At 69.4% G+C, this 23,661-nt stretch carries 16 protein-coding genes; 9 read left to right on the top strand and 7 right to left on the bottom strand.

What is annotated here, in order from left to right; genetic code table 11:
* Positions 1-4 precede the first annotated feature (4 nt).
* From ROY82_02600 to pdhA, 4 genes are all read right to left on the bottom strand, one after another.
* Positions 5-1,831: a 2-oxoacid:acceptor oxidoreductase subunit alpha gene (locus tag ROY82_02600; protein ID MDT3681359.1), complete on the bottom strand. Its 1,827-nt coding sequence runs from the start codon at positions 1,829-1,831 to the stop codon at positions 5-7.
* A 216-nt stretch (positions 1,832-2,047) separates the two neighbouring features.
* Positions 2,048-3,103 (bottom strand): recombinase RecA, encoded by a 1,056-nt coding sequence (gene recA / locus ROY82_02595; protein ID MDT3681358.1) that lies wholly within the window; start codon positions 3,101-3,103, stop codon positions 2,048-2,050.
* A gap of 107 nt (positions 3,104-3,210) precedes the next feature.
* Positions 3,211-4,176 carry an alpha-ketoacid dehydrogenase subunit beta gene (locus tag ROY82_02590; protein ID MDT3681357.1) on the bottom strand — a complete coding sequence of 322 codons (966 nt, stop codon included), beginning with the start codon at positions 4,174-4,176 and terminating at the stop codon, positions 3,211-3,213.
* Between the two features lie 46 nt (positions 4,177-4,222).
* Positions 4,223-5,251 carry a pyruvate dehydrogenase (acetyl-transferring) E1 component subunit alpha gene (pdhA, locus tag ROY82_02585; protein MDT3681356.1) on the bottom strand — a complete coding sequence of 343 codons (1,029 nt, stop codon included), beginning with the start codon at positions 5,249-5,251 and terminating at the stop codon, positions 4,223-4,225.
* Between the two features lie 374 nt (positions 5,252-5,625).
* Between pdhA and paaA the strand changes: the two genes are divergently transcribed.
* From paaA to paaD, 4 genes are read left to right on the top strand one after another with little or no spacing between them, the layout of a single operon-like run.
* The gene (gene paaA / locus ROY82_02580; GenBank protein MDT3681355.1) at positions 5,626-6,687 is read left to right on the top strand and encodes a 1,2-phenylacetyl-CoA epoxidase subunit PaaA; all 1,062 of its coding nucleotides are present in this window, start codon (positions 5,626-5,628) and stop codon (positions 6,685-6,687) included.
* Positions 6,684-7,283 (top strand): phenylacetic acid degradation protein, encoded by a 600-nt coding sequence (locus tag ROY82_02575; protein MDT3681354.1) that lies wholly within the window; start codon positions 6,684-6,686, stop codon positions 7,281-7,283. Before paaA ends, ROY82_02575 begins: the two co-directional genes overlap by 4 nt.
* The gene (gene paaC / locus ROY82_02570; protein ID MDT3681353.1) at positions 7,280-8,080 is read left to right on the top strand and encodes a 1,2-phenylacetyl-CoA epoxidase subunit PaaC; all 801 of its coding nucleotides are present in this window, start codon (positions 7,280-7,282) and stop codon (positions 8,078-8,080) included. The genes ROY82_02575 and paaC overlap by 4 nt, the downstream gene beginning before the upstream one ends.
* Before the next feature lie 5 nt (positions 8,081-8,085).
* Positions 8,086-8,622 carry a 1,2-phenylacetyl-CoA epoxidase subunit PaaD gene (gene paaD, locus ROY82_02565; GenBank protein MDT3681352.1) on the top strand — a complete coding sequence of 179 codons (537 nt, stop codon included), beginning with the start codon at positions 8,086-8,088 and terminating at the stop codon, positions 8,620-8,622.
* A gap of 19 nt (positions 8,623-8,641) precedes the next feature.
* Here paaD and ROY82_02560 read toward each other — a convergent pair whose 3' ends face one another.
* Entirely contained in the window at positions 8,642-9,457 is an 816-nt protein-coding gene (locus ROY82_02560) for a plastocyanin/azurin family copper-binding protein (protein ID MDT3681351.1), read from the bottom strand.
* A 315-nt stretch (positions 9,458-9,772) separates the two neighbouring features.
* Here ROY82_02560 and ROY82_02555 point away from each other — a divergent pair, with 315 nt between their 5' ends.
* From ROY82_02555 to ROY82_02535, 5 genes are all read left to right on the top strand, one after another.
* A complete protein-coding gene (locus ROY82_02555) occupies positions 9,773-15,235 on the top strand; it encodes an alpha-2-macroglobulin family protein (protein ID MDT3681350.1) in 5,463 nt (1,820 codons plus the stop codon).
* A 143-nt stretch (positions 15,236-15,378) separates the two neighbouring features.
* Positions 15,379-17,388: a penicillin-binding protein 1C gene (gene pbpC, locus ROY82_02550; protein MDT3681349.1), complete on the top strand. Its 2,010-nt coding sequence runs from the start codon at positions 15,379-15,381 to the stop codon at positions 17,386-17,388.
* Positions 17,389-17,436: 48 nt separating this feature from the next.
* Positions 17,437-17,730: a type II toxin-antitoxin system prevent-host-death family antitoxin gene (locus ROY82_02545; protein MDT3681348.1), complete on the top strand. Its 294-nt coding sequence runs from the start codon at positions 17,437-17,439 to the stop codon at positions 17,728-17,730.
* Positions 17,731-18,129 (top strand): PIN domain-containing protein, encoded by a 399-nt coding sequence (locus ROY82_02540; GenBank protein MDT3681347.1) that lies wholly within the window; start codon positions 17,731-17,733, stop codon positions 18,127-18,129.
* A 230-nt stretch (positions 18,130-18,359) separates the two neighbouring features.
* A complete protein-coding gene (locus ROY82_02535) occupies positions 18,360-20,084 on the top strand; it encodes an ABC transporter ATP-binding protein (GenBank protein MDT3681346.1) in 1,725 nt (574 codons plus the stop codon).
* Here ROY82_02535 and ROY82_02530 read toward each other — a convergent pair.
* Together ROY82_02530 and ROY82_02525 are read right to left on the bottom strand one after the other, a co-directional pair.
* Positions 20,054-21,808 carry an acyl-CoA dehydrogenase family protein gene (locus tag ROY82_02530; GenBank protein MDT3681345.1) on the bottom strand — a complete coding sequence of 585 codons (1,755 nt, stop codon included), beginning with the start codon at positions 21,806-21,808 and terminating at the stop codon, positions 20,054-20,056. The two genes, ROY82_02535 and ROY82_02530, sit on opposite strands and share 31 nt — an antisense overlap.
* Positions 21,809-21,945: 137 nt before the next feature.
* Complete coding sequence (locus tag ROY82_02525) at positions 21,946-23,526, bottom strand: rhomboid family intramembrane serine protease (GenBank protein ID MDT3681344.1); 1,581 nt, start codon at positions 23,524-23,526, stop codon at positions 21,946-21,948.
* Between the last annotated feature and the right edge of the window lie 135 nt (positions 23,527-23,661).

The following is a 23,661-nucleotide window of genomic DNA, read 5'->3' as shown; positions in this document are numbered from 1 at the left end:
CTCGTCACTCCCCTAAGTGGGCTTTGATGCGCTCCACGACCCATGCCGCGGTGAGCGGCATGCCGTCGAGGAAGGCGATGGGCTCGAGCTTGGCGGCGTGCTCGGGAAGCTCGTCGCGGAGGATGGCCTTCAGCTGACCGTCGCGGTTCATCTCGATGACCACCACGTCATCGTGGCCGGCGACGAACTCGGCGACCTCGGGGCCGATCGGAAGGGCGCGTAGGCGCATGAAGTCCGTGGGGATGCCCTCTGCAACGAGCAGGTCGCGGGCCTCCTCGATGGCGTAGCGCGTGGTGCCGTAAGCGATGATGCCCAGCTTCGCACCGGGTTGCTCGTCGACGACCGGGGCGGGCACCAGGTTCCTGGCCGTGTCGAACTTACGGGCCAGGCGCGCCATGTTCTCCACCCAGTCCTCCGGGCGCTCCGAGTACTTGGCGTTCTCGTCGTGACCGGTACCGCGCCCGAACCAGGCGGCCCGAGGGTTCTCGTTGCCGGGCAGCGTGCGGTAGGCGATGCCGTCCCCGTCCACGTCCCGGTAGCGACCGAAGTTGGGAAGCTCCGCGACCTCTTCCGCCGACAGGACCTTGCCGCGATCGAGCGGCGTGTCCGGGTACTCGAAGGGCCGGCCCATCCAGTTGTTCATGCCGAGGTCGAGGTCGGAGAGCACGAGGATGGGGGTCTGGAGCCTGTCGGCCAAGTCCTGCGCCTTGTAGCCGAACTCGAAGCACTCCTCTATGGAAGAGGGGAACAGGAGCACCTGCTTGGTGTCGCCGTGGCCGAGGTAGTAGGCGAAGGATACGTCGCCCTGGCTGGTGCGCGTCGGGAGGCCGGTGCTTGGTCCGACGCGTTGGATGTCCCACACCACTGCGGGAACGTCGGCGTAGTAAGCCAACCCGAGGAACTCGGCCATCAGCGAGAGCCCCGGCCCGCTGGTGGCGGTCACGGCGCGCGCGCCCGCCCAACCGGCACCGATCACGATGCCGATGGCGGCTAGTTCGTCCTCGGCTTGGATGACGCTGAAGCTGGCCCTGCCCTCTTCGTCGACGCGGAGCTTGCCGAGATACTCGCGCAGCGAGTCGATGAAGCTCGTGGACGGCGTTATCGGGTACCAGCCCGCAACGCTGACGCCCCCGAACACGCTCCCGAGGGCTCCCGCCTCGTTGCCCGTCATCATGATGAGCCCCTCGGTGGCGTTCATCGGCTCCACTCGGTAGGGATCGTTCTTGGGTAGGTTGTCCACCGCCCACGAGTGGGACAGGCGCACGACCTCGAGGTTGCTGTCCACCAGCTTCTGGCGCTTGCCGAAGTGGTGTCCTAGCGCCTCCTCTATCACCTCGAGTGGCACGCCGAGGAGGTGCGCGACCACCCCGACGTACGTCATGTTGGCGATGTACTCCTTGATCTTGCCCTTCACCTCGACGCCCTTGAGGAGTTCCTTGACGGGCACCGGGTAGTAGGTAAGGTCGCCGCGCTCGGGCCGCAGCCGCAGGTCGGAGTTGTGGATCACTACTCCGCCGGCGGGCAGGTTGGCGACGTCCTCGTGCAGGGTTGCCGGGTTGAACGCCACCAGCAGTTCGGACGGCCGGCGCGCGACGTAGCCGTGCTTGCTCACGCGGATGTGGTACCAGGTGGGCAGCCCCTGGATGTTCGAGGGGAAGATGTTCTTCCCGTGGACGGGGATGCCCATCTTGAAGAAGGAGCGCAGGAGCGTCATGTTGGCGGTCTGACTACCCGTGCCGTTGGCGGTGGCCACGACGAGCGAGAAGTCGTTGACGATGGTGTCCGCCGCAAGCGAGTCTTGCCGGCGGTTCAGCGGTACGGTGACACCCATTTGGTAATCGCACCTCCAGGGGTTGTCCGGAACCGCCTTGGCCTTACCGTCGCGCCTCGCGGGGTGACACTTGCAAGGCTGCTGCGTCAGCAGGGTGGATGGCTCGGGCCCGACTTCCCGCAGAATCGGGGTGACGCTCGTCACCCCCTCGAGTCTTGGGCCATAGTAACGCCATCGTGCCGGTCCGGTTGTCCCGCCGCTTGACTTTGTACTGGCCTATGCCTCCATCGCCTCCACCTCTTCGGCGTCGTCGCCCGAGGCCGTGGTGCCGGTCTTGCCTCCGAGTTTGAGGGCGTCCATGACCTTGCCGCGGATCTCACCGATCAGCTCGGGATTAGCAGCGATGAACTCCACCGCCCGCTCCTTACCCTGACCCAACCGCGTGTCCCCATACGAGAACCACGACCCGCTCTTAACCACGATCCCAAGATCACTCGCCACCGCCACCAGATCCCCCAACTTATCGAACCCCTTACCGAACACGATGTCCACCTCCGCCTCACGAAAAGGCGGCGCCACCTTGTTCTTCGTCACCTTCACCCGCACCCGATTACCCACCCGCTCGACCCCCACCTTCACATCCCCCTTACGCCTCACCTCAAGCCGCACACTCGCATAAAACTTAAGCGCCCTACCCCCCGGCGTCGTCTCCGGATTCCCATACATCACCCCGATCTTCTCCCGGATCTGATTGATGAAAATCGCCGTCGTCCGCGACTTCGACAACACCCCCGTCAACTTCCTGAGCGCCTGCGACATCAACCGCGCCTGCAACCCCACATGCGCATCCCCCATCTCACCCTCGATCTCAGCCCGCGGCGTCAACGCCGCCACACTATCCACCACCACCACATCCACCGCCCCCGACCGCACCAACAACTCCACGATCTCCAACGCCTGCTCACCCGTATCCGGCTGCGACACCAACAACTCATCAACGTCCACCCCCAACGCCGCCGCATAAGCCGGATCCAACGCATGCTCAGCATCCACGAACGCCGCCACCCCACCAGCCGCCTGCGCCTCAGCCACCACATGCAAAGCCAAAGTCGTCTTACCCCCCGACTCCGGCCCATACACCTCCACCACCCGCCCCCGCGGCAAACCCCCAACCCCCAACGCCACATCCACACTCAAAGACCCAGTCGAAATAACCCCAGACCCCAACACCCCAACCGGCTCAGCCCCCAACCGCATGATCGCCCCACGACCAAACTGCCGCTCGATCTGCAACAAAGCGGACTCGAGTGCCTTAGCGCGTTCCTTATCCATCGTCTGCCTCCACTCACGCGTGGGCCTGTCGGCGCCACTACCTTAGAAGTACCTTAAATACTAAGGCATGGGGCGCCGGCTGCGCAAGCGGCGGCGGCCTAGAGGGCCTAGGTGGAAAGCACCTTCCTTACCGCCTCGAGCACGCGCCTGGCGTCGGGGCGGTAGTGATGCTCGAGTGAGGTGTAGGGCGGGTAGGGGGCGTCCCAGCCCGCAACCCTGAGCAGCGGGGCCTCGAGGTAGTAGATGGCCTCCTCGGCCATGCGGGCCACCACTTCGGCGCCGAAACCGCCGCTCCGGGGCGCCTCGTAGACCACCACCATGCGGCCCGTGCGCTTCACCGACTCGAGCAGCGTGGCCTCGTCCAGCGGCACCAGCGTCTCGAGGTCGATGACCTCCAGCTCCACGCCCTCGCGCGCCGCTACCTCGGCCGCCTTCGAGCAGACCTCGACCATGCCGCCGTAGCAGACGAGCGTGACGGCGTCCCCCTCGCGCACCACGCGCGCCCGGCCCAGCGGGTGCGTGTAATGACCCTCCGGCACGGCCTCGCGCTGCGAACGGTAGAGCTTGATGGCCTCGAGGAAGAAGACGGGGTCCGGGTCGTCGATCGCGGCCAGCAGCAGCCCCTTGGCGCGCTCTGGAGAGGAGGGAATGACGACCTTCACTCCGGGCACGCTCGCGAGCACTCCCTCGGGCGAGTCGGCGTGCTGCTCGGGCGTGTGGACGCCTCCGCCGTAGGCCGCGCGCACGACCACGGGCAGCGAGAAGCGCCCGCGGGTGCGGTGCCGGTACCGACCCAAGTGCGACATCACCTGATCCAGGGCCGGGTAGAGGAAGCCCGCGAACTGCACCTCGGCCAGCGGCCGCATGCCACCCAGGGCGAGCCCGATGGCAAGGCCCATGATGCCCGCCTCCGCGAGGGGCGTGTCGAACACCCGGTCCGTGCCGAAACGCTCCTGCAAGCCGTCGCTGGCACGGAAGACGCCGCCCATGTGGCCGACGTCCTCGCCGAAGAGCAGCGTGCGGTCGTCCCGCGCCAGGGCCACGCCCAGCGCATCGTTGATGGCCTGCACCATCGTGACGCCGCGCGCCGCCTCGCCCGCCTGGCGGATGCCGACCGCCTCAGCCTTCACGGAGGGCCTCCCACGCGCGCCTCTGATCGGGGCCCAGGTCGGCGAAGACCTGCTCTACGATGCTCTCGGGGGGCGGCTCGGGCGTGGCGTCCGCCACGGCAAGGGCGGCCCGCGACTCCTCTTCGAGCCGCGCCACGAGGGCGGCCTCGCGCTCGTCGTCCCAGACGGCCCGCGCGGCGAGGAGGGCGCGCAGCCGGCGCAGGGGTTCCTCTTCCTCACGCCTGACGGTCTCCTCCTCGTCGCGGTACCGCAGCGGGTCGTCGCTCGTGGTGTGCGGAGCCAGGCGGTACGTGACGGCCTCGATGAGCGTCGGTCCCTCACCTCGGCGCGCGCGCTCGACCGCCTCACGCGCGGTGACGAGGCAAGCCACGAGGTCGTTGCCGTCGACGCGCACGCCCGGCATGCCGTAGCCGACGGCCCGGTCGACGATGCGCACGTTCCCCATCTGCCTCTCGGTCGGGACGCTGATCGCCCAACCGTTGTTCTGCACGACGAACACCACCGGCGCCTTGTACACGGCCGCGAAGTTGAGCGCCTCGTGGAAGTCGCCCTCGCTGGTGCCGCCGTCTCCCACGTACACCATCGTTACCCACGGTTCCTCCTGGAACCGGCCCGCCATGGCTAGGCCCACGGCGTGCAGCAGTTGCGTGGCTATCGGGATGTAGAAGGGAAGAACGCGCACGCCCTCGGGATAGTTCCAGCCCTCGGCATGGGCCCGCCAATAGAGCAGGAGCTGGCTGTGCGGCAGTCCGTGGGTGAGGGCGGCGGCCGTCTCGCGGTAGCTCGGCACCAACCAGTCGCTGGGGAGGAGGGCCATGGCCGTCCCCACCTGCGCGGCCTCCTGCCCCCTGTAAGGCGCGTACACGCCGAGGCGGCCCTGGCGCTGAAGGACCACCGCGCGTTCGTCGAAGTGCCGGGCTCGAGCCACGGCCTCGTAACCTGCCAGCAGCTCCTCGTCGCTGATGGGCAGCTCCCCCACGACTTCCCCCTTCGGGGAGACGAAGCGGACCGTATCCATGCGTCCCTCCTCACGCGGCTCCCGGGGCCAGTTGCCGGCCCCCGGCCAGGCCGGCCGGAGGGTGCCGCGGATCATTACGGTCACGCTACCGCGCGGTCAGCGGGGCATGACCAGGCTCAAGCACCAACCAGCTTGTGTACTTAGCGGCCGCACGATGGTGACAAGACCTCGGGCGAAGGTGCGGCCATTGGGTTAGCTTCTAGGTACGACATGAGTGTTCACCACCGAGTCGACGCAGCGGCGCGCTGGCACCGGCCAACGACGGCGGCGGCGAGAGCGGCCGGCACGGCCCCGCCACCGGCGTGCGGCTGCCGGGCGCGTCCAGCGAGACGCGCGCACCCTCGGCGCCCATGGCGCCGGAAAGGAGGGGTCGGATGCCCGGTCTACCCTTGAGCGACGCCGAGGAGCAGCGACTCCTGGCGGCGTTCGAAGCGCGAATAAACGCCGGCGAGAAGATCGAGCCCGGCGACTGGATGCCGGCCGAGTACCGGCGCCAGCTCATCCGCATGATCAGCCAGCACGCCCACAGCGAGTGGGTGGGGATGCTGCCGGAGGGCGAGTGGATCACGTCGGCCCCCAGCCTGCGCCGCAAGCTCATCCTCATCGCGAAGGTGCAGGACGAGGCCGGGCATGGCCAGTACCTCTACCACGCGGCCGAGACCCTCGGGATCTCGCGCGAGGAGATGGTCGACGCCCTTCTCGAGGGGCGGGCCAAGTACTCGAGCGTCTTCAACTACCCGACTCTCACTTGGGCCGACGTGGGCATGATCGGCTGGCTGGTCGACGGCGCGGCGATCAAGAACCAGGTCATGCTGGCGGGCGCCTCGTACGGCCCCTACTCGCGCGCCATGGTGCGCATCTGCGCCGAGGAGACGTTCCACCACAAGCAGGGCCAGGAGATGATCCGCCGCTATGCCGCCGGCACGCCGGGGCAGCGCAAGATGGCGCAGGACGCGCTAAACCGCTGGTGGTGGCCGTCGCTCATGATGCTCGGGCCGCACGACTCCGACTCGCCGAACACCCCGCAGCTCAAGCGTTGGGGCGTGAAGGTGAAGACCAACGACGAGGTGCGCCAGGAGTTCCTCGACGAGCACGCGCCCGACCTGATGGCCGCCGGACTGGAGATCCCCGACCCCGACCTGCGCTTCGACGAGGAGACCGGCCACTGGGTCCACGGGCCCATCGACTGGGACGAGTTCTGGCGCGTGGTGAAGGGCGACGGTCCCTGCAACGCCGAACGCTTGGCCGCCCGGCGGAAGGCACACGAGGACGGACGCTGGGTGCGCGAGGCCATGGCGGCGCACGCCCAGCGTGCGGCGCACGCACAGCGTGCGGCACACACGCAGCGTGCGGCACAAGCAGCGAGTGCGGCGCACTCGGACGGCACGGCGGCGGAGCCTGAACCGAGCGCGCGGCGAGCGAGGGCGGACGGATGAGCGAGCTGCGGCCCCGAGCCACCTCCGATAACGCGGCACCGGGCGACAGCCAGTGGCCGCGCTGGGAAGTGCTGAAGCAGGACAACGAGCGCAAGGCGCATCAGGCCGTCGGCTCCGTGCACGCCGCCGACGCCGAGCACGCGCTGCTGATGGCGCGCACCGTCTTCGCGCGCCGGCCCTCGGCGGTGAGCATGTGGGTGGCGCCGGCGGCGTGCGTTCACGCCTGGACGGCGCAGGAGCTGGAGGGCCACGCCGAGGCGGCTTCCGCCGAGCCGACCCCGGATGAGACCGCCGCAGCGCAGCGCTACTACGTTGTGCGCAAGTCGAGCAACCGCCGCTCGATGACGTTCGGCGACCTGGTGGGCGAGGTCGCGGCGCCCACGTTGCAGGGCGCCCTAGCGCGCGCGCTGCGAGAGTTCGCCGACGCTCCCATCCTCGCCCTGTGGCTCATCGAAGCGGACGCGGTGGTCCGCTCCGACCCCGCGGTCGCCGACCCCTGGTTCGGGCCGGCGCTCGACAAGACCTACAAGCAACAGTCCATCTACTCGAGCAGCGCCGTCGCCCGCAAGGACGCGGAGGAGGGAGTGCCCGAATGAGCGAGGACCCTGGCCCTCCCCTCCCCTTGACGGCCGCCGTCCGCGAGGCCCTGATCGAGCGCCTTACAGCGCTCGGCGACGACGAACTGGTGCTCGGGCACCGCGACTCCGAGTGGACGGGCCACGGCCCGATCCTCGAGGAGGACATCGCCATAGCCAACGTGGCCCAAGACGAGATCGGCCACGCGGTGCTCTGGTACGAACTGGTGCAGGGGCTTGGCGGCCCCGAGCCGGACGAGCTCGCCTTCACCCGCGAGGCCGTCGCCTTCCGCAGCACCAGCCTGGTCGAGCAGCCCAAGGGCGACTGGGCGTTCACCATGCTCCGCCAGTTCCTCTTCGACAGCTACGAGGCCGAGCTCCTCCCCCGCCTGATGCGCTCGAGCTACGCACCGGTGGCGGAGGTGGCCGCCAAGGTGAACCGCGAGGAACTGTTCCACCTGCGCCACAGCGCGCTCTGGCTCGAGCGCCTGGCGCACGGCACCGACGAGTCGCGGCGGCGGCTCGTGGCCGCGCTCGACACGCTCTGGCCGCTGCTCCCGCAGTTGCTGGCGCCCCTTCCCGGCGACGCTTCACTGACGGTTGCCGGCATCTACCCGGACACCTCCGAGCTCGAGGGGGCCGTCATGCAGCGCATCAAGGGGGCGCTGGAACGCGTCGACGTAGCGCCACCCAAGGCCGCGGCGGCGCGCAGTGAGCCATCCGACCGGCGCGCCCGGTCCTCCGGCGGTCCGCTGGTCGCACTTCTCGCCGAGATGCAGTCGGTGGCGCGCAACGACCCGCTGGCCGAGGGCTGGTGAGCGCCATGCGACCCCAGGTCACCGCCGACCCCGTGCTGGACCGCGTCTGGCAAGCGTTGACGACCGTGCATGACCCGGAGATACCCGTCCTCAACATCGTCGAGATGGGGCTGGTGCGCGAAGTAGCTCACGCGCGGCCGGCCGCCGACGCCGCCGCCACGGGGCAACGCAGTGGCGTCGTGAGCGTGGTCATAACCCCCACCTTCTCCGGCTGCCCGGCCCTCGCCGTCATAGAGGCCGACGTGGCCGCGGCGGTGCGCGGTGCGGGCGTCGAGCACGTCGAGGTGAGCAGACGCCTCTCGCCACCCTGGTCGACCGACGAGATGACCGACGAGGCGCGCCGGAAGCTCGAGGAGTTCGGCATCGCGCCGCCGCAGCCGCATGGCGGGCTGCTGCAGATAGCGCTCGACGCGCCGGTGCGCTGCCCGCGCTGCGGCCACCCGGACACGCGCCTGCGGAACCCGTTCGGCTCTACCCTCTGCCGGGAGATCCGGACCTGCGAGGCGTGCGAGGAGACGTTCGAGCGCTTCAAGCCCCTCTGAAGTGACGCGCGGCCCTCCGTCAGTTGGGCGTCACGATCACGATGCCGTCCATCAAGTACGGGAACATGCCGTAGCTCTCGAGCGGGTACAAGATGCCCTCGTCGGCCTTGTAGGAGGCGTGGACCGGGCAATAGTAGTAGTACACGCCGGCCTGCGTGAAGGTGAAGGTGCCCGTTCCCGTTGCGGCCGGCAGGCTTATGGGGGGGATGGCGGCGGCCGCATGGTCGGGCACGCTACTCACCATGTGCAGCATGTCGTCGTCATGATTCGTCCAGGTGACGGTGTCGCCGGCCTTCACGACCAGCGCCCAGGGGGTGAACTTCATGCTGTCCCCGGGGATGTCAACGGTCGCGCTGCTGCTGGCCGGCAGACCGTCGTTGCCGTCCAGCACCACGACTGCGCCGCGCATCGGCGCGGGGTAGACGCCCGTTCCCTTATCGGCCTTCGCGTCGTCCATCATCTTGCCGTAGGTAGCTTGCTGGTCGCTGTAATAGCGGTAAACGCCGGGCTGGTCGAACTGGAAGGTGCCGGACTTGCCGGCGTCGAGTTCGAGGTGGAAGTCGACCGGCAGACCGGGAAACGACACGACCGAGTGCTTGACGCTGTCATCGTTGATCCAGGTGACGGTATCGCCGGCATGCACCACGATCACCGGTTGCGCGAAGTAGTCGCCCGGCATGTGGACTTCCTTGGTGTCCATGGCCGCGGGCACTACGAAGCTCGAGCCGGCGGCGAAGGCGCTGCCGGCCATCAGTGCCAGGAACGAAACGAGCGCCGCGGCGCCAGCGACGACGCGCACCATGATCTTGTCGCGGGAAAGGCCCGAAGTGGGCATAGTCAGCCTCCCTTTCGTGTCGCGGTGGCGCTTCGGTCATCGCGATGGTTCGACCCTAAACCTCGACCGCAACACGTCGCCGGCCCGATGTCACATGAAGAGCGCCCCAGCGGGCGCCGTCAGCCGGCCTCGAGCCTTCATGATCTCGGCCGGCTGCGGTCCTCGGCGGACGACCCGAGGGCAGGCCCCGCGTTCGAATGAAAAGACAAGTGGCGTTGCGCTGCATGAGACGATATGCCGCTCCGGAGAGGCACGCTCCCATCAAGCCATAACGCGTGCTAGCCTGACTTCCATCTACTGTCTTGGAGGCTTGCCATGGCGACGCCCAGCCGCAAGTCACTCGGGTTCGAGAAGATTCTCGAGAGGCGCTCCCCACTCGACCTCAGCGGCATGAGGTCCTCCTTGCGCCTCGCCGTCCTGGCGCTCGTAGCGCTGTCCGCTCCGCTCCAGGCGTGGGCCCAGGACGCTCCCATCCCCGAACGCTTCGCCACCACCTGGGACGACACTGACTACCCCGGCGGCGACCTCACGACCCTCTTCAACGTCACGCTGGCCCAGTGCCACGCCACCTGCATGCGCGAGGGGGGCTGCGCCGGTTTCACCTTCGACCAGAAGAACGGCGCCTGCTTCCTCAAGGACGTCCTCGGCGAGCAGGTGCCCTTCGAGGATGCTCTCTCCGGAGTTGTCAAGCAGCAGAGCGCCGCCGCCCTCGAGCGGGCGAAGGCGGCCGCGGCGACCATGGACTTCCTCGGGCGCAGCGACTTCGACGACGCCCTCGAGCAGGCGGAAACCGTGGCCGAGCGCTACCAGGCCGGCAAGTGGTCGGAGGCCGCCTGGCTGGACACGGCAGGCGAGCAGGAGCCACCCGAGGCCACCTGGGCGACGGGCGCCGCCGTCACGGTGGCCGATAGCGGCGCCGCCTGGCTGGCGCACGCGCGCGCCCTCGCGGTGCAGGCCGAGAGCGACTCGAACCGCCGCTTCCAACTCAACCGCAGCGCCGTCCTCGCCGCGCTCAACGCGGCACTACGCCTCCCCGACGCCGGCCGCGCGGATGCGCTCCTGGTCATGGCGCAGGCGCTGGAGGCCACCTACCGGGGCGAGGCCGCGCTGGGCGCCGCGCGCCTGGCCGACCGGCTCGCTCCCGGCATCGCCCCCGACGAGCTCGCGCGCTTGCGCGAGGCGTTCGGCTTCCGCGTCCTGACCCACGACGTGGACGCCAGCACCGCGGCGCCACGCATCTGCGTCACCTTCTCCGAGGGCCTCTCCCCCATGCGCGACTACGGGCCGTACGTCCAACGGCCCGTACCAGGTCTCGCGCTGGAGGTCGAGGGGCAACAGCTCTGCGTCATCGGGGTCGTCTTCGGGGAGAGCTACGCCCTGACGCTTCGCGCCGGCCTACCGAGCGCGACGGGGGACTCGCTGGTGAGGGACGTGCCCCTCGACGTCTACGTTCGCGACCGCGCGCCGTCGGTGCGGTTCGCGGGCCGGACCTACGTGCTGCCCGCACGGGGCCCGCGTGCGCTGCCCGTGGAGACGGTGAACGCCGACCACCTGGACCTGCGGCTCCTGCGGGTGTCGGATCGCAACCTGGTAACCGCCACCAAGCAGGGCGATTTCCTGCAGGCACTCGGAGCGTGGGAGGGCGAGCGCTTCGAGCAGCTCCTGGCGGAGGTGGTCTGGGAGGGCGAGGCGATCCTCGAGGGCAGCCTTAACCAAGAGACCACGTCGCGGCTCCCGCTCGACGAGGTCGGGACGCTCGAGCCCGGGGTCTACGTGCTGCGCGCGAGTGTGCCCGGCGCCGACCCGTACGACGTCGCGCCCGCCACGCAGTGGTTCATGGTCTCGGACCTGGGTGTCACGACGCTTTCGGGCACCGACGGCCTGCACGTGGTGGTGCAGCGGCTCGGTGACGGCCGGCCGGTCGAGGGCCTGCGCGTGGCGCTCGTCGCGCGCTCGAACCGGGTGCTCGCCGAGGCCGACACGGACGCGGAGGGCCACGTGCGCTTCGCTCCCGCGCTAGCGCGCGGTTCGGGCAACTCGGCCCCGGCCATGGTCCTGGTCGAGGGAACCGACGACTTGGCCGTGCTGTCGCTCGAGGAGCCCGAGTTCGACCTCTCGGACCGGGGAGTCGAGGGGCGCGCCGCCGCCGGCCCCATCGACGTGTTCCTGGCTACGGACCGCGGCGCTTACCGCCCCGGCGAGACGATCCACCTGACGGCGCTCGTGCGCGACAGCGGAGCGAGCGCGATCGAGGGGTTGCCGCTCACCGTGCTGTTGCTGCGGCCCGATGGCGTCGAATACTCGCGCGTCGTTTCTGACGGCGGCCAAGCCGGTGGTCACGTGGTCGCACTGGCGTTGGGGGCCGACGTGCCGCGCGGCGTGTGGCGAGTAGAGACCTACGCCGACCCGGGCGAACCCGCCCTGGCCAGCGAGAAGGTGCTGGTCGAGGACTTCCTGCCCGATCGCATCGACTTCGACGTGAAGCTTGACACCGAAGGCCCGGTCGATCCGGCCGCGCCACCCGACCTCGAGGTCGATGCCCGCTACCTCTTCGGCGCTCCCGCGGCCGGCCTGGCCCTATCGGGTAGCGTGAGCGTCGCCACCACCACCGATCTGGCCGGCTGGCCGGGCTTCCGCTTCGGCCGCCACGACCAGCGCCTCGACGTGCAGCGGCGCGAGTTCGAGCCCGGCCGCTTGACGGACGCCGACGGGCACCTGGTGGCCCCATTGCCCCTCGGCCACCTCGAGCTCGACGCGCGCCCCTACGCACTCACCGTGCGAGCGACGCTCCTCGACGGGTCGGCGCGCCCCGTGGAGCGTGACGTGACCCGCGCGCTGCGCCCGACGGGGCCCGTGGTCGGCATCCGACCCGGCTTCGACGACGCGCTGCCCGAGAACACGGCCGCCACCTTCGACCTGGCGTTGGTCGACCCCAACGGCGACCCGATGGCCGGCGACCTGCGCTGGCAGCTGGACCGCGTCGTGACCCGCTACCAGTGGTACGCCGTTAACGGCCGCTGGTACTGGGAGCCCGTGACCGAGCGTCAACGCGTCGGCGAGGGGGTCGCGGCGGTCGCGGGCCGGCCCGCCGGCATCAGCGTGCCCGTGACGTGGGGCCGCCACGAGCTCCGGGTGACCTACGAAGGCACCACGTTCGCCAGCGCCTCCGTAGCGTTCGCCGCGGGTTGGTACGGCGTCGACGCCTCGCGTGACACGCCCGACCTGCTCGAAGTTTCGCTGGACGCGCCGACCTACGTGCCCGGCGACGTGGCTACCTTGCGCATCGTTCCCGAGGGCGCCGGCACGGCGCTCGTCGCGGTGCTGTCGGACGCCGTCGTCGACCTACGGATGGTGGCGGTTGACGGCGAGACGACCGTCGAACTTCCGGTGACCGAGGCCTGGGGCACCGGCGCCTACGTTACGGCCAGCCTGATCCGGCCCAGCGACGTCGACGGGCACGCGCCGGCGCGCAGCCTCGGGGTGGCCCACGCCGCGGTCGCGCCCGGCGACAGGGCCCTGCATGCCGTGCTGCTGGCGCCGGCCGAGGCCGACCCGCGCGGACCGCTGAACGTGGTGCTCGAGGTGCAGGGCGTGCCCGACGGGCCCGCCTACGCCACCGTCGCCGCGGTCGACCTGGGCGTTCTCACGCTCACCGGCTACTCGGCGCCCGACCCACTCGGCTACTACTTCGGCCAGCGGCGCCTGGGAGTCGGGGTTCGTGACCTCTACGGAAGGCTCATCGACGCCGGCCAGGGCGCCCTGGGCCAGGTCCGTTCCGGGGGCGGTCTCGAGATGGAGAACTACAGTGCCGGTCCCGCCCCCGCCGAGGAGCTACTCGCGCTCTTCTCGGGGCCCATCACGCTCGTTGGTGGCCGCGCGGAGGTGACGTTCGACCTACCGGCGTTCAACGGCACCGTCCGCCTCATGGCGGTGGCCTGGACGGGTCGCGCCGTGGGCCAGGCGCAGGCCGACGTGCTGGCGCGCGACCCGGTGGTCGTGCAGGCAAGCCTGCCCCGCTTCCTGGCCCCGGGCGACGGCAGCCGGCTGCGGCTCGAGTTGACTCATGTCACCGGGCCGGCCGGTGTCATGCAGCTCGAGGTCGCGGGGGAAGGCCTGGGTGAGGCGCCGGAGACGGTCGAATTGACCGCCGGCGGGCGGGCGGTGCTCGACCTGCCGCTGCAGGCCACGAGCGTGGGTGAGCACACGTACCGGATCACCCTGACCACGCCCGACGGGCACGTGCTCACGCGCGAGGCGCGCCTGAGCGTCCAATACACCGACCCCGAAACGGCGCGCGTCACCCAGTTCGTGCTGGCGCCGGGTGAGCGCTACCGCTTCGACGACGCCGCGCTGGCCGGCTTCCGGCCGGGCACCACGCGCACAACGCTGATCGCGGGCGCGGGAGCGGCCCTCGACCTGCCGGGAACTGTCATGCGGCTCGTCACTTACCCGTTCGGCTGCACTGAGCAGATCGCCTCGAGCCTCATGCCGCTACTGCTTGCACCTGAGACGGTGGTTCAGCTCGGGTTGTCGACCCGGGCCGAGGTGCGCGAGGAGCTTCAGGCCGGGATCGACCGCCTCCTCACGCGTCAGGGACGCACGGGCAGGTTCGGGGTGTGGAGCGCGGGCGGCTATGACCTGTGGCTGGACGCCTACGCCACCGACGTGCTGTTGCTCGCCGAGGCGCACGGCGCCGGCGTTCCGGAGACCGCGCTTCGCATGGCGCTCGACAACTTGCGCAACCAAGTGGCGCGCGCCGGCAGCATGCAAGACGGCGCCGCCGGGTACGCGTACGCCTTCTACGTGCTGGCTCGCGCCGGCGAGGCCGCCATCGGCGACCTGCGCTACTACGCCGGCACCCTGGCCGAGCGCTTCGACACGCCGCTGGCGGCCGCCCACCTGGGGGCCGCGCTCGCGGCTTACGGGGAGCGGGAACGCGCTGAGGCGATGTTCGCCCAAGCTCGCGCCCTGGCGCTGGCGGGCGCCGAACAGGGCGGTTGGCGCGCCGACTACGGCTCCTTGCTCCGCGACCGGGCCGGGCTGCTGGCGCTCGCTGTGGAGGCGGGCAGCGGCGTGGTCGACCGCGTGCAACTCGCGAACCTCGTAGCGCAGGGCGGCCCGGCGAACCGGTTGTCCACCCAGGAGGCGGCCTGGACGCTCCGGGCGGCCATCGCCGTGGGGGCCGAGGCTCACGGGCTCGTCCTCGACGGCAGGCCCGTGGCCGGCAACGTCGTGCGGCTGTTCGACGGGACGCCGGCGGTCATACGCAACGCCGGCGACTCCCGCGTGACGGTGACCATCACGACCGTGGGCGTGCCCGTGGAGGCGCCGAAGGCCGGCGGGGTGGGCTACACCATCACCCGCAGCCACTACACGGCCGACGGTGAGCCGACCGACCTGAGCAACGTGAGGGTAGGCGACCGCCTGGTCGTGGTCCTCGAAGTGCGCCCCGATAGAGGCGTGGCGGGCGGCCGGCTCATGATCGACGACGCCCTGGCAGCGGGCTTCGAGATCGAAAGCCCCAACCTCCTGCGTGAGGGCGACATCCGCGCGCTCGACTGGCTGAGGGTGAACGTCGGCGCCGAGATGACCGAGGCGCGTTCCGACCGCTTCCTTGCGGCGGTCGATTGGACCACCGGCGAGCCGCTGCGGCTCGCTTACGTCATGCGCGCGGTCTCGCCCGGCACCTACCACTACCCCGCGGCACAGGTGGAGGACATGTACCGGCCGGCCAACTTCGCCGTCAGCGCCACGGGCAGCGTGACCATCGGGCCATGAGCGGGCGGCCTCCGGCGGGGCACGCCGCTCGGGCGGGGTACGCGGGTCGAGCGCGGAGCGCGGCTAGGGCGGGGAACGCGGGTCGAGCGCGGAGCGCGGCTAGGGCGGGGAACGCGGGTCGAGCGCGCCGCGCCGCGTGGACCGTGGCCGTGTTGCTGGCGCTCGGCACCGGCCTTTGGGCCGTGGTCGACCGCTGGGTCGGGGCCACCGACCTGCCGCCGCTGACGGTCGAGACTTCGGTGGAGGTGCTGGCGCAAGACGGCCGGCTGCTGCGGGCGTTCACGGTGGCGGACGGCCGCTGGCGGCTGGCGGTGACGCCCGCGAGCGTGGACCCCGGCTACCTCGCCATGCTCGTCGCTTACGAGGACCGGCGCTTCTACGCGCACCACGGCGTTGACTTCGGCGCGCTCGCGCGCGCCGCCTGGCAGTTCCTCCGCCATGGGCAGGTCGTCTCGGGCGCTTCGACCCTGACGATGCAAGTAGCGCGCCTGCTCGAGGACGGGTCCACCGGCACCATGGCCGGCAAGTTGAGGCAGTTGCGGGTCGCCTTGGCCCTCGAGCGGGTGTTGAGCAAGGACGAGGTCCTCGCGCTTTACCTCCAGCTCGCGCCCATGGGAGGCAACTTAGAAGGCGTGCGCGCGGGCAGCCTGGCCTGGTTCGGCAAGGAACCCGGGCGCCTGACCGAGGCGGAGGCGGCGCTCCTGATCGCCCTTCCGCAGGCACCGGGCCTGCGCACCCCCGACGAGCACCCCGAGGTCGCGCGGGCGGCGCGGGACCGAGTGCTGGCCCGCGCCGCGGCGGTGGGCGCGATCGACCCGGACGCCGCCAGAGCAGCCATGCGCGAGGCGTTGCCCACCGCGCGCAGGCCGTTCCCGACGTTGGCTCCTCACCTCGCTGACCGCCTACGCGCGGCCGAGCCAGAACGCCAGCTCCACCACACTTCGCTCGACGCCGACCTGCAGGCCGCGCTGGAGGCGCTCGCCGCGGGCGCGCTTGCAGGCTTACCGGCACAGGCCACACTGGCTCTCCTGGTCGCCGACGTCGACAGTGGGGCGATCCTCGCGAGCGTCGGCTCGGCCGACTACGCTGCGGGCGCGCGACAGGGCTTCGTCGACATGACCCAGGCACTGCGCTCGCCCGGCTCCACGCTCAAGCCGTTGGTGTACGGGCTCGCGTTCTCAGCCGGCATGGCCCACCCGGAAACCTTCCTGAACGACCGGCCGGAGGACTACTCGGGCTACGCGCCGCAGAACTTCGACGGCGTGTTCCGGGGGCCCGTCACCGCTCGCGAGGCCCTGCAAGCCTCCCTGAACCTGCCGGTGATCGCGCTGACCGAAGCGCTTGGGCCGGCCACGGTACTCGCGGCCATCCGACAGGCCGGGGTAAGTGCGGTGGTCCCCGGCGACGCGCCCGGCTTGGCCATAAGCCTGGGCGGCATCGGCGTGAGCCTCGAAGGGTTGGTGCAGCTGTACGCCGCCATCGCGCGCGGTGGCGAGGCGGTGGCGCTGTCGTCCACGGGAGCCATGGCCCCAGGCCCGAACGCTCGCATCATGGCGCCGGCGGCAGCGTGGCTGGTCGCGGACGTGCTGGCGGGCACGCACCGCGCCGCGACGCTGCCTGACTGGCAGCTCGCCGTCAAGACGGGCACGTCGAGCGGCCACCGCGACGCCCTCGCACTGGGCTTCGACGGTGCGCACGTGGCCGGGGTATGGGCGGGGCGCGCGGACGGTACGCCGGTGCCCGGCATGTACGGCGCGGAGGTGGCCCTGCCGGTCCTGTTCGAGGTATTCGCCCGCCTGGGGCCCCGTCCCGTCCCCTTGGCTCCGGCCCCGCCGGGAACGCTCGTCGCCGCGTCCAACGGAGACTTACCCCTTCCCTTGCGGCAGTTCGGGGCGCGCCTGGTCGGGACGGAGGACGCGCCACGGCTGACCTTCCCCCCCGACGGCGCCGCCATCGTGCCCCTGGCGGGCGAGATCCTTGCCCGGGTCGAGCGGGGACGGGCGCCCTTCACCTGGTTCGCCGACGGCGAGCCGGTGGCCATCGGGACCTTCGACCGCGAAACGCGACTGGCCGTGGAGGGACCGGGGTTCGTGACGCTGTCGGTGCTCGACGCCGAGGGTCGCGCGGCGCGGGTGCGGGTCGAGGTGCGGTAGGCCCGGCCCGCGCTCGACTCCTCCTGTACAACGCTGTACACTAAGGCCATGACCACCATCGGCGTCACGGAGTTGCGCGCTCAACTCAAGGGTGTGCTGGAACGTGTAAAGCAGGGCGAGGAGTTCACGATCACCCAGAACGACCGCGTGGTAGCGGCCCTGGTGCACCCGTCCAGACTCGAGCTGCGGATAACGACCCCTAGTACTGCCGCAGCGGAGGAACTCGTGGCTGCGCTGGCGCATGCCAGGCAGGATCTGCCGGAGCGGGGCCAGGGCATCGAGCCCGCCAGGGCCGAGGCAATGGTCGAAGAGTTGCGGGCCGAACGCGACAGCTGGGATTAAGTGCGCACCGCGTTCGACAGCGACGTTCTCACCTATGCCGCGACGCCTGGGCATCGGTTGGGGAAGCCGGTGTGGGCAGCACTTGATGACACGGATGGAGGGCGCTTCGGTGCGACACTCCTGCTCGTCGAACTGCTCATCAAGCCGACCCAGCTGGCTAACGAGGCGGAACTGCATGCGTTGACGGCCTGCTTGGCCCGGTTGACGCTGGTGCCCTTGACCGGCGAGATCGCTGCTTTGGCAGTAAGCCTCGCCGCGCATTACCGACTGAAGGCACCCGACGCCATTCACTTGGCCAGCGCCGTCCAGGTGGGGGCGGAGCGGTTCGTAACGAACAACCGCAAGGACTTTACCAGCGAGATCTCCGAACTGGAAGTCGTCCATCCTGACGAGATGTAGGCGATCGGCCCTTCGCTGTAGGCCAAGGCTCGATATCCTATCGTGGAGCCAACATGCCGGGTCTGGGCAGACGCGTTCCAACGTGGAGACAAATCCGTCGTATTGAGTTTGCGCACCGACGACGATCGGCGGTTTAGATGACGGCTATGGGCCCTCGCCGCTTGGTCACGTCGCTTGCCTTCGTTTGGCGCGCCTCGCCCCGCGAGGCCGGGGCGTTATTGAGCTGCTTGATGCTGCAGGGCATCGTGCCCGCGGCGCTCATCTGGATCACGAAGACAGTGATCGACCTGCTGGCACTGGCGGTCTCTGCAGGCAGCTTCGAGCCCTCCCGTCTACTGAGCTTGACGCTCATGTGGATTGCGGGGTTGCTACTGGAGTCGTCACTGGCGCCCTGGACCGCGGCAATCCAAGGCAACCTCAACGAGAAGCTCACCGCGCAAGTCAACCTCTCACTCATGGCGAAAGCCGATTCATTACCCGACTTGAGCGCCTTCGAGTCGAGCGACTTCTACGACGACCTTCAGCTGCTCAGGGATCAAGCGGCCTACCAGCCGGTGAACCTGCTGGTATACACCACCAACGGCCTGCGCGAGATCGTGGTGGTGGGTTCGGTACTGCTGCTTCTAGGCTCCATCGCTCTGTGGTTGCCTCTGTTGATCATGGCCGCGTCGTTACCGCACGCCCTCGTGCTCTTCAGACTGCAACGCCTCTCCTGGGAAACGATGGTGTGGAAGAGTCCCAACGCTCGGCTCATGCAGTACCTCAGTTCGCTCCTCCTCACGGACCAGCACGCCAAAGAGGCGAGGTTGTACCGTTACGGCCCGTGGCTCATGAACCGTTACCAGGCAGCCTTCGAGGATACGCACGAGGCTACGCGCCGCGTCCGCGTAAGACAAAGCGCGTGGTCCAACGCCCTGACCGGCGTGAGCGCCCTCGGGAACGGCTTCGCTTTCTACTGGGTAGCAAGCCGCGCCGCGCTCGGCCATGTCGGCCCCGGCAGCGTGGTGTTGCTGGTGCAGTCACTCCTGTACGTGCAGCAGAACCTCCTGCTCCTCACCCAGGACGTCACCATGCTCCAAGACACGTTGCGGTATTTCAGTAAACTCACGGACTTTCTGGCGTACGAGCCGCCGATGGCCACAGCCGACTCGACCAACCCCGTACCAAGGCTAGGAACCCGCGGCACCGAACTGAAGGACGTGAGCTTCGCTTACCCGGATGGCCGCGAGGCCCTCCACAACGTCTCCCTCACGCTCGCACCCGGCCAGGTGACAGCGCTGGTGGGCGAGAACGGCGCCGGGAAGTCGACCATCGCCAAGCTGCTTGCGCGCTTCTACGACCCCAGCGACGGAGTGGTGCTCGTCGAAGGTCAAGACCTGCGCACCCTTGACCTGAGCGAGTGGCGCGACGGAATCGGAGCGATCTTCCAAGACTTCGGGCGTTACCAGTTGACGCTCGAAGAGAACATCACCCTGGCCGCTGAGCCGTTGACCCCTGAAAACGCTGCGGAGACGCTACGTCTCAGCGGGCTCGAAGACGTGGCCGAGCGGTTAGAAGAGGGAATCCGCAGCCGCCTCGGCAAACAGTTCGGCGGAACCGAGCTCTCCGGCGGCGAATGGCAGAAGGTGGCGCTAGCCAGGGCTCTAGCCAGACGCCACCGTTCGCACTTACTCATCCTGGACGAGCCCAGCTCCTCCTTAGATCCCCGAAGCGAGCACGCTCTTTACGCGCAGTTCGCCGAACTCGCTCACGGCGTAACCACGCTACTGATCACTCACCGGCTAGGCTCAGTAAGGATGGCCGACACCATCCACGTGCTGAAAGAAGGCCGGCTGATCGAATCCGGCACGCACGACGAACTGATGCTCCAAGACGGCCATTACGCCACCCTCTGGCACATGCAGGCGGAAAGCTATCAAGATCCTCAGCCCAACGGGTACCCGTCAGCCTCGTAAACCGCCTCGGCGGCCCCCCTACGCAGTTCGATCAGGTCGACGCCGTGCTCGGCGAGGTACGCCTGCAGCCGCGGCATGGCCTCCTTGCCGCGCGGGATGCGCCTGAGGGCCTCTACGCCCAGGTCGCGCGCGCGGTCCACCGCGGCGAAGGCGTAGATGCGCGCCAGTAGCGTCGCGGTCTCGGCGCTGCGGGTGCCCTGCAGCCGCTCGGCGCGCAGCAGGGCGCTCTCCGCGAAGTATGCCAGGCCCACCATGTCGGCCACGCGCGCCATGAGCTCCTGTTCCTGCTCGAGCCCTTGCATGTACGCCATGGCGCCCATGCCGGCCACCATCAAAGTCGCGAGCTTCAGGTTGGCCAGCGCCAGGTTGGCGTCCGCCAACACCTCGGGACCGTGCGCTTCCGTAGCGGGCTTGCCCATCATGGCGTCCTGCGCCGGCCCCAGCAGGTCGAGCTGGCCCCGCATGGCGCGCTTGAGGAGCTGGTCGACGGTCAGCATGCGGTTGATCTCGTTGGTGCCCTCGAAGATGCGGTTGATGCGGCTGTTGCGGTACGGCAGTTCGATGGGGTAGTCGGCGGAGAAGCCGTAACCGCCGTAGATCTGCAGCGCCTCATCGACCACGAAGTCGAGGATCTCGGACCCGAAGACCTTGATGAACGAGTACTCCACGGCGTACTCGTTGAGCGCGCCGAGCTGCTCCGCGCTCGACTCCTTGCCCTCCAGGGCGGCGTCCATGCTGCCTACCAGGCGGTAGGCGGCGCTCTCGAGCGCGTAGCCCTCGGCCGTCATGGCGCCGACCTTCTGCTTGATGAGCCCGAAGGTGGCGATGGGCACGCCGAACTGCTGGCGCTCCCTGGCGTAGCGTTGGGCCACGTCGATCAGGTTCTTCACGCCGCCGGATGCGCCCATGGCCAGCTTGAAGCGGCCGATGTTGAGGATGCCGAAGGCGATGTGGTGGCCCTTGCCGATCTCGCCCAGCAGGTTCTGCTTGGGTATGCGGGCCCCCTCCAGGATCACCATGCGGGTGGAGGAGCCCTTGATGCCCATCTTCTTCTCTTCCGCCCCCAGGCTCAGGCCGGGCGTGCCCTTCTCCACTAAGAAGCCGGTGAACTTCTCGCCGTCGACCTTGGCGAAGACGATGAACAGGTCGGCGAAGCCGGCATTCGAGATCCACATCTTGGTGCCGTCGAGCACCCACTCGTCGCCGTCGAGCACGGCGCGCGTCTTGGCCGCCAGCGAGTCGGAACCGGAACCGGGCTCGGTGAGGCAGTATGCGGCGATCCACTCGCCGCTGGCCAGCTTGGGCAGGTACTGCCGCTTCTGCTCCTCGGTGCCGAAGTAGACGATGGGCAGCGTGCCGATGCCGGAGTGGGCGCTGAAGGTCACGTTGAAAGAGCCAGAGCCCGAGATGGCCTCGGTGATCACGGCCGAGGCGGCCTTGCTTGCACCCAGGCCGCCGTACTCCTCGGGGATCTCCACGCCCAGGAGGCCGAGCTCTCCCGCCTTGGCCATCTTCTGGCGCGAGAGGGCGTAGTCGAGCGCTTCGAGTTGCTCGAAGTCGGGCAATATCTCGCGCTCGACGAAGGTCCTGGCCGTCTTCGAGAACTGCTTCAACTCGTCGTCGAACGCCTCGGGGATGAGCACCGAGTCCGCGTTCTGCCGCTCTATCAGGAACGCGCCGCCCGTCGGGGCCGCGACCTTCGCGTGACTGTCCACGTCTGCCACCTTCTCCTCCAGGGACTACCGGCTAACGATTGGGTTGCGGCCGGCGAGAACCAGAACTTCCTTGTACTGAGTACAAGATTACACCGGGCCCTCTAGAGTCGGGGCGGGCCAAGGTCCCGGCCCGGTGCACCAGGCGGTCAGGGCAGCAGCGGCACCACGCTCGTCAGGGCACTGATGACGGCCAACGCCAGGAGCCCCGCGCAGAACCAGCCGGCGGCCTGGGAGAAGCGTTGCCCGACTCCGGAGCGCAGCCGCACGGCGCCGTAGACGAAGCCGCCGACGATCCCGCCCACGTGGCCCCAAAGCGACACGCCGGGTATGGCGATGCTGAACACGAGCAGCAGGGCCACCCACTGCAGCAGGCTCCGCAGCAGCAGCCGGTCGGAGGCCGAACGGCTCAGCGCCGCCTCCGCCAACAGGGCCCCCGCCACGCCCAGGATGCCGCCCGAGGCGCCGAGCAGCACCAACGGTTGCCCGGCCTGGAAGATGGTGGTCGCCAGCGCGCCCGCGGCGGTACCGAGCGTGAACGCGGCCAGCACGTCTCCCCAGCCGCGGCGCCGCTCGTAGAGACGTCCGATGTCGAGGAGCACCCAGACGTTCAGGCCGATGTGCAAGATGCTGCCGTGGATGAACGCGTAGGTCAGGTAGCGCCACCAGACGTTCGCGTCCGGGACGCCCGGCACGCCCTGAACGAACGCCGCCACCACGCTGCTCGCGTGGATTCCCTGGCCTCCGACCGACAACAGTCCTATGTACTTGTCGGCCAGCACTTGCACCAAGTACGTCAGCGCGAGGACGGCGCCCAGCAAGTACGTCGCAAGCGGACGCCTCGCCAAAGTTGCCGCGGGTGTCGGGGGCGGGGCGCCAAGCGAACGCAGGCGCGCCTCGTAGGCTCTTCGCGTCCGGCCTCTGGAGGCGGTGTAGGCCGCCGCGTACGCCTTGATGGCCACCGACTTGAGCCCGGCCCGCTCCGCGGCGCTGCCCAAGATGTCGTAGAGAGTGGCGGGGCTCACGCCCGCCAGGGGCTGCTCGAGCAACTTTCGGGCCCCTTCGAAGTCACCCGCGTTCGCCGCCAGCCGCGCCTCGGAGAGGACTACCGCGCGGTATTCCAGCGGACCCTGCTTCCCGGCCTCGAAGCGCGTCCTCATGATCCCCGTCTCGTGCCGCGCCTGCTCCAGGTGTCCGAGCCCCAATAGTGCCTCCACGCGCGCGGCGGCAAGCAGGTGCGCGTTGTCGGCCCCCCACGAGGCGGGCGGCTGCTCGAGGTCCAAGACCTTCTGGTACTCGCCCTGCAAGAGGTACGCCTGACCCAGGAGGACCGGGTCGTGACGCGTGGTGAGGGCCAGGGCCGCCTCGGCGTCGCCCTGTTGCAGCGCTGCCTGCGCCAGCAGCCTGCCCACGGCCTCCCTGCCGCCTGGGGTCCAGTAGAGGATGGCGACCAGGGACCGGGCTGCACGCCAGCCACCCGCGCGGACGAGCGCCAACAGGCCCAAGGGGCCGAAGACGTACAGCGGCGTGAGCACCACCACGACCCCCGTCAGCGCGGCCGGCGCCCGCCAGCTCCCTGCCGTGGCCGCGGCCAGCGCGCCGGCCACGAGCGCTGCGAGCAGCGTCTTGGCGGGGAACTCGTTGGGTAAAGGAGCGAGACGGGAGGCCCACCGCACGGACGACACGCCCGACACGGCCACGATGATGAGGAAGAGGGTCGCGGTGGTCATCGCCAGGATGGTACCGCCCCGGGCAGCCCGAAGGTTCGTTAGCCCAGCCTGTTCACTTACCTCAGCCGCGTTTCATGGAGGCCGTTATGATCGGGAACGGTTCCCTCCACTCGTGCGGCGGGGCCTGGAGGCATC

Source organism: Truepera sp. (assembly GCA_032027045.1).
Taxonomy (GTDB): domain Bacteria; phylum Deinococcota; class Deinococci; order Deinococcales; family Trueperaceae; genus JAAYYF01.
Note: the sequence above shows the minus strand (reverse complement) of the source record. Positions and strands in the feature narration are given on the sequence as shown.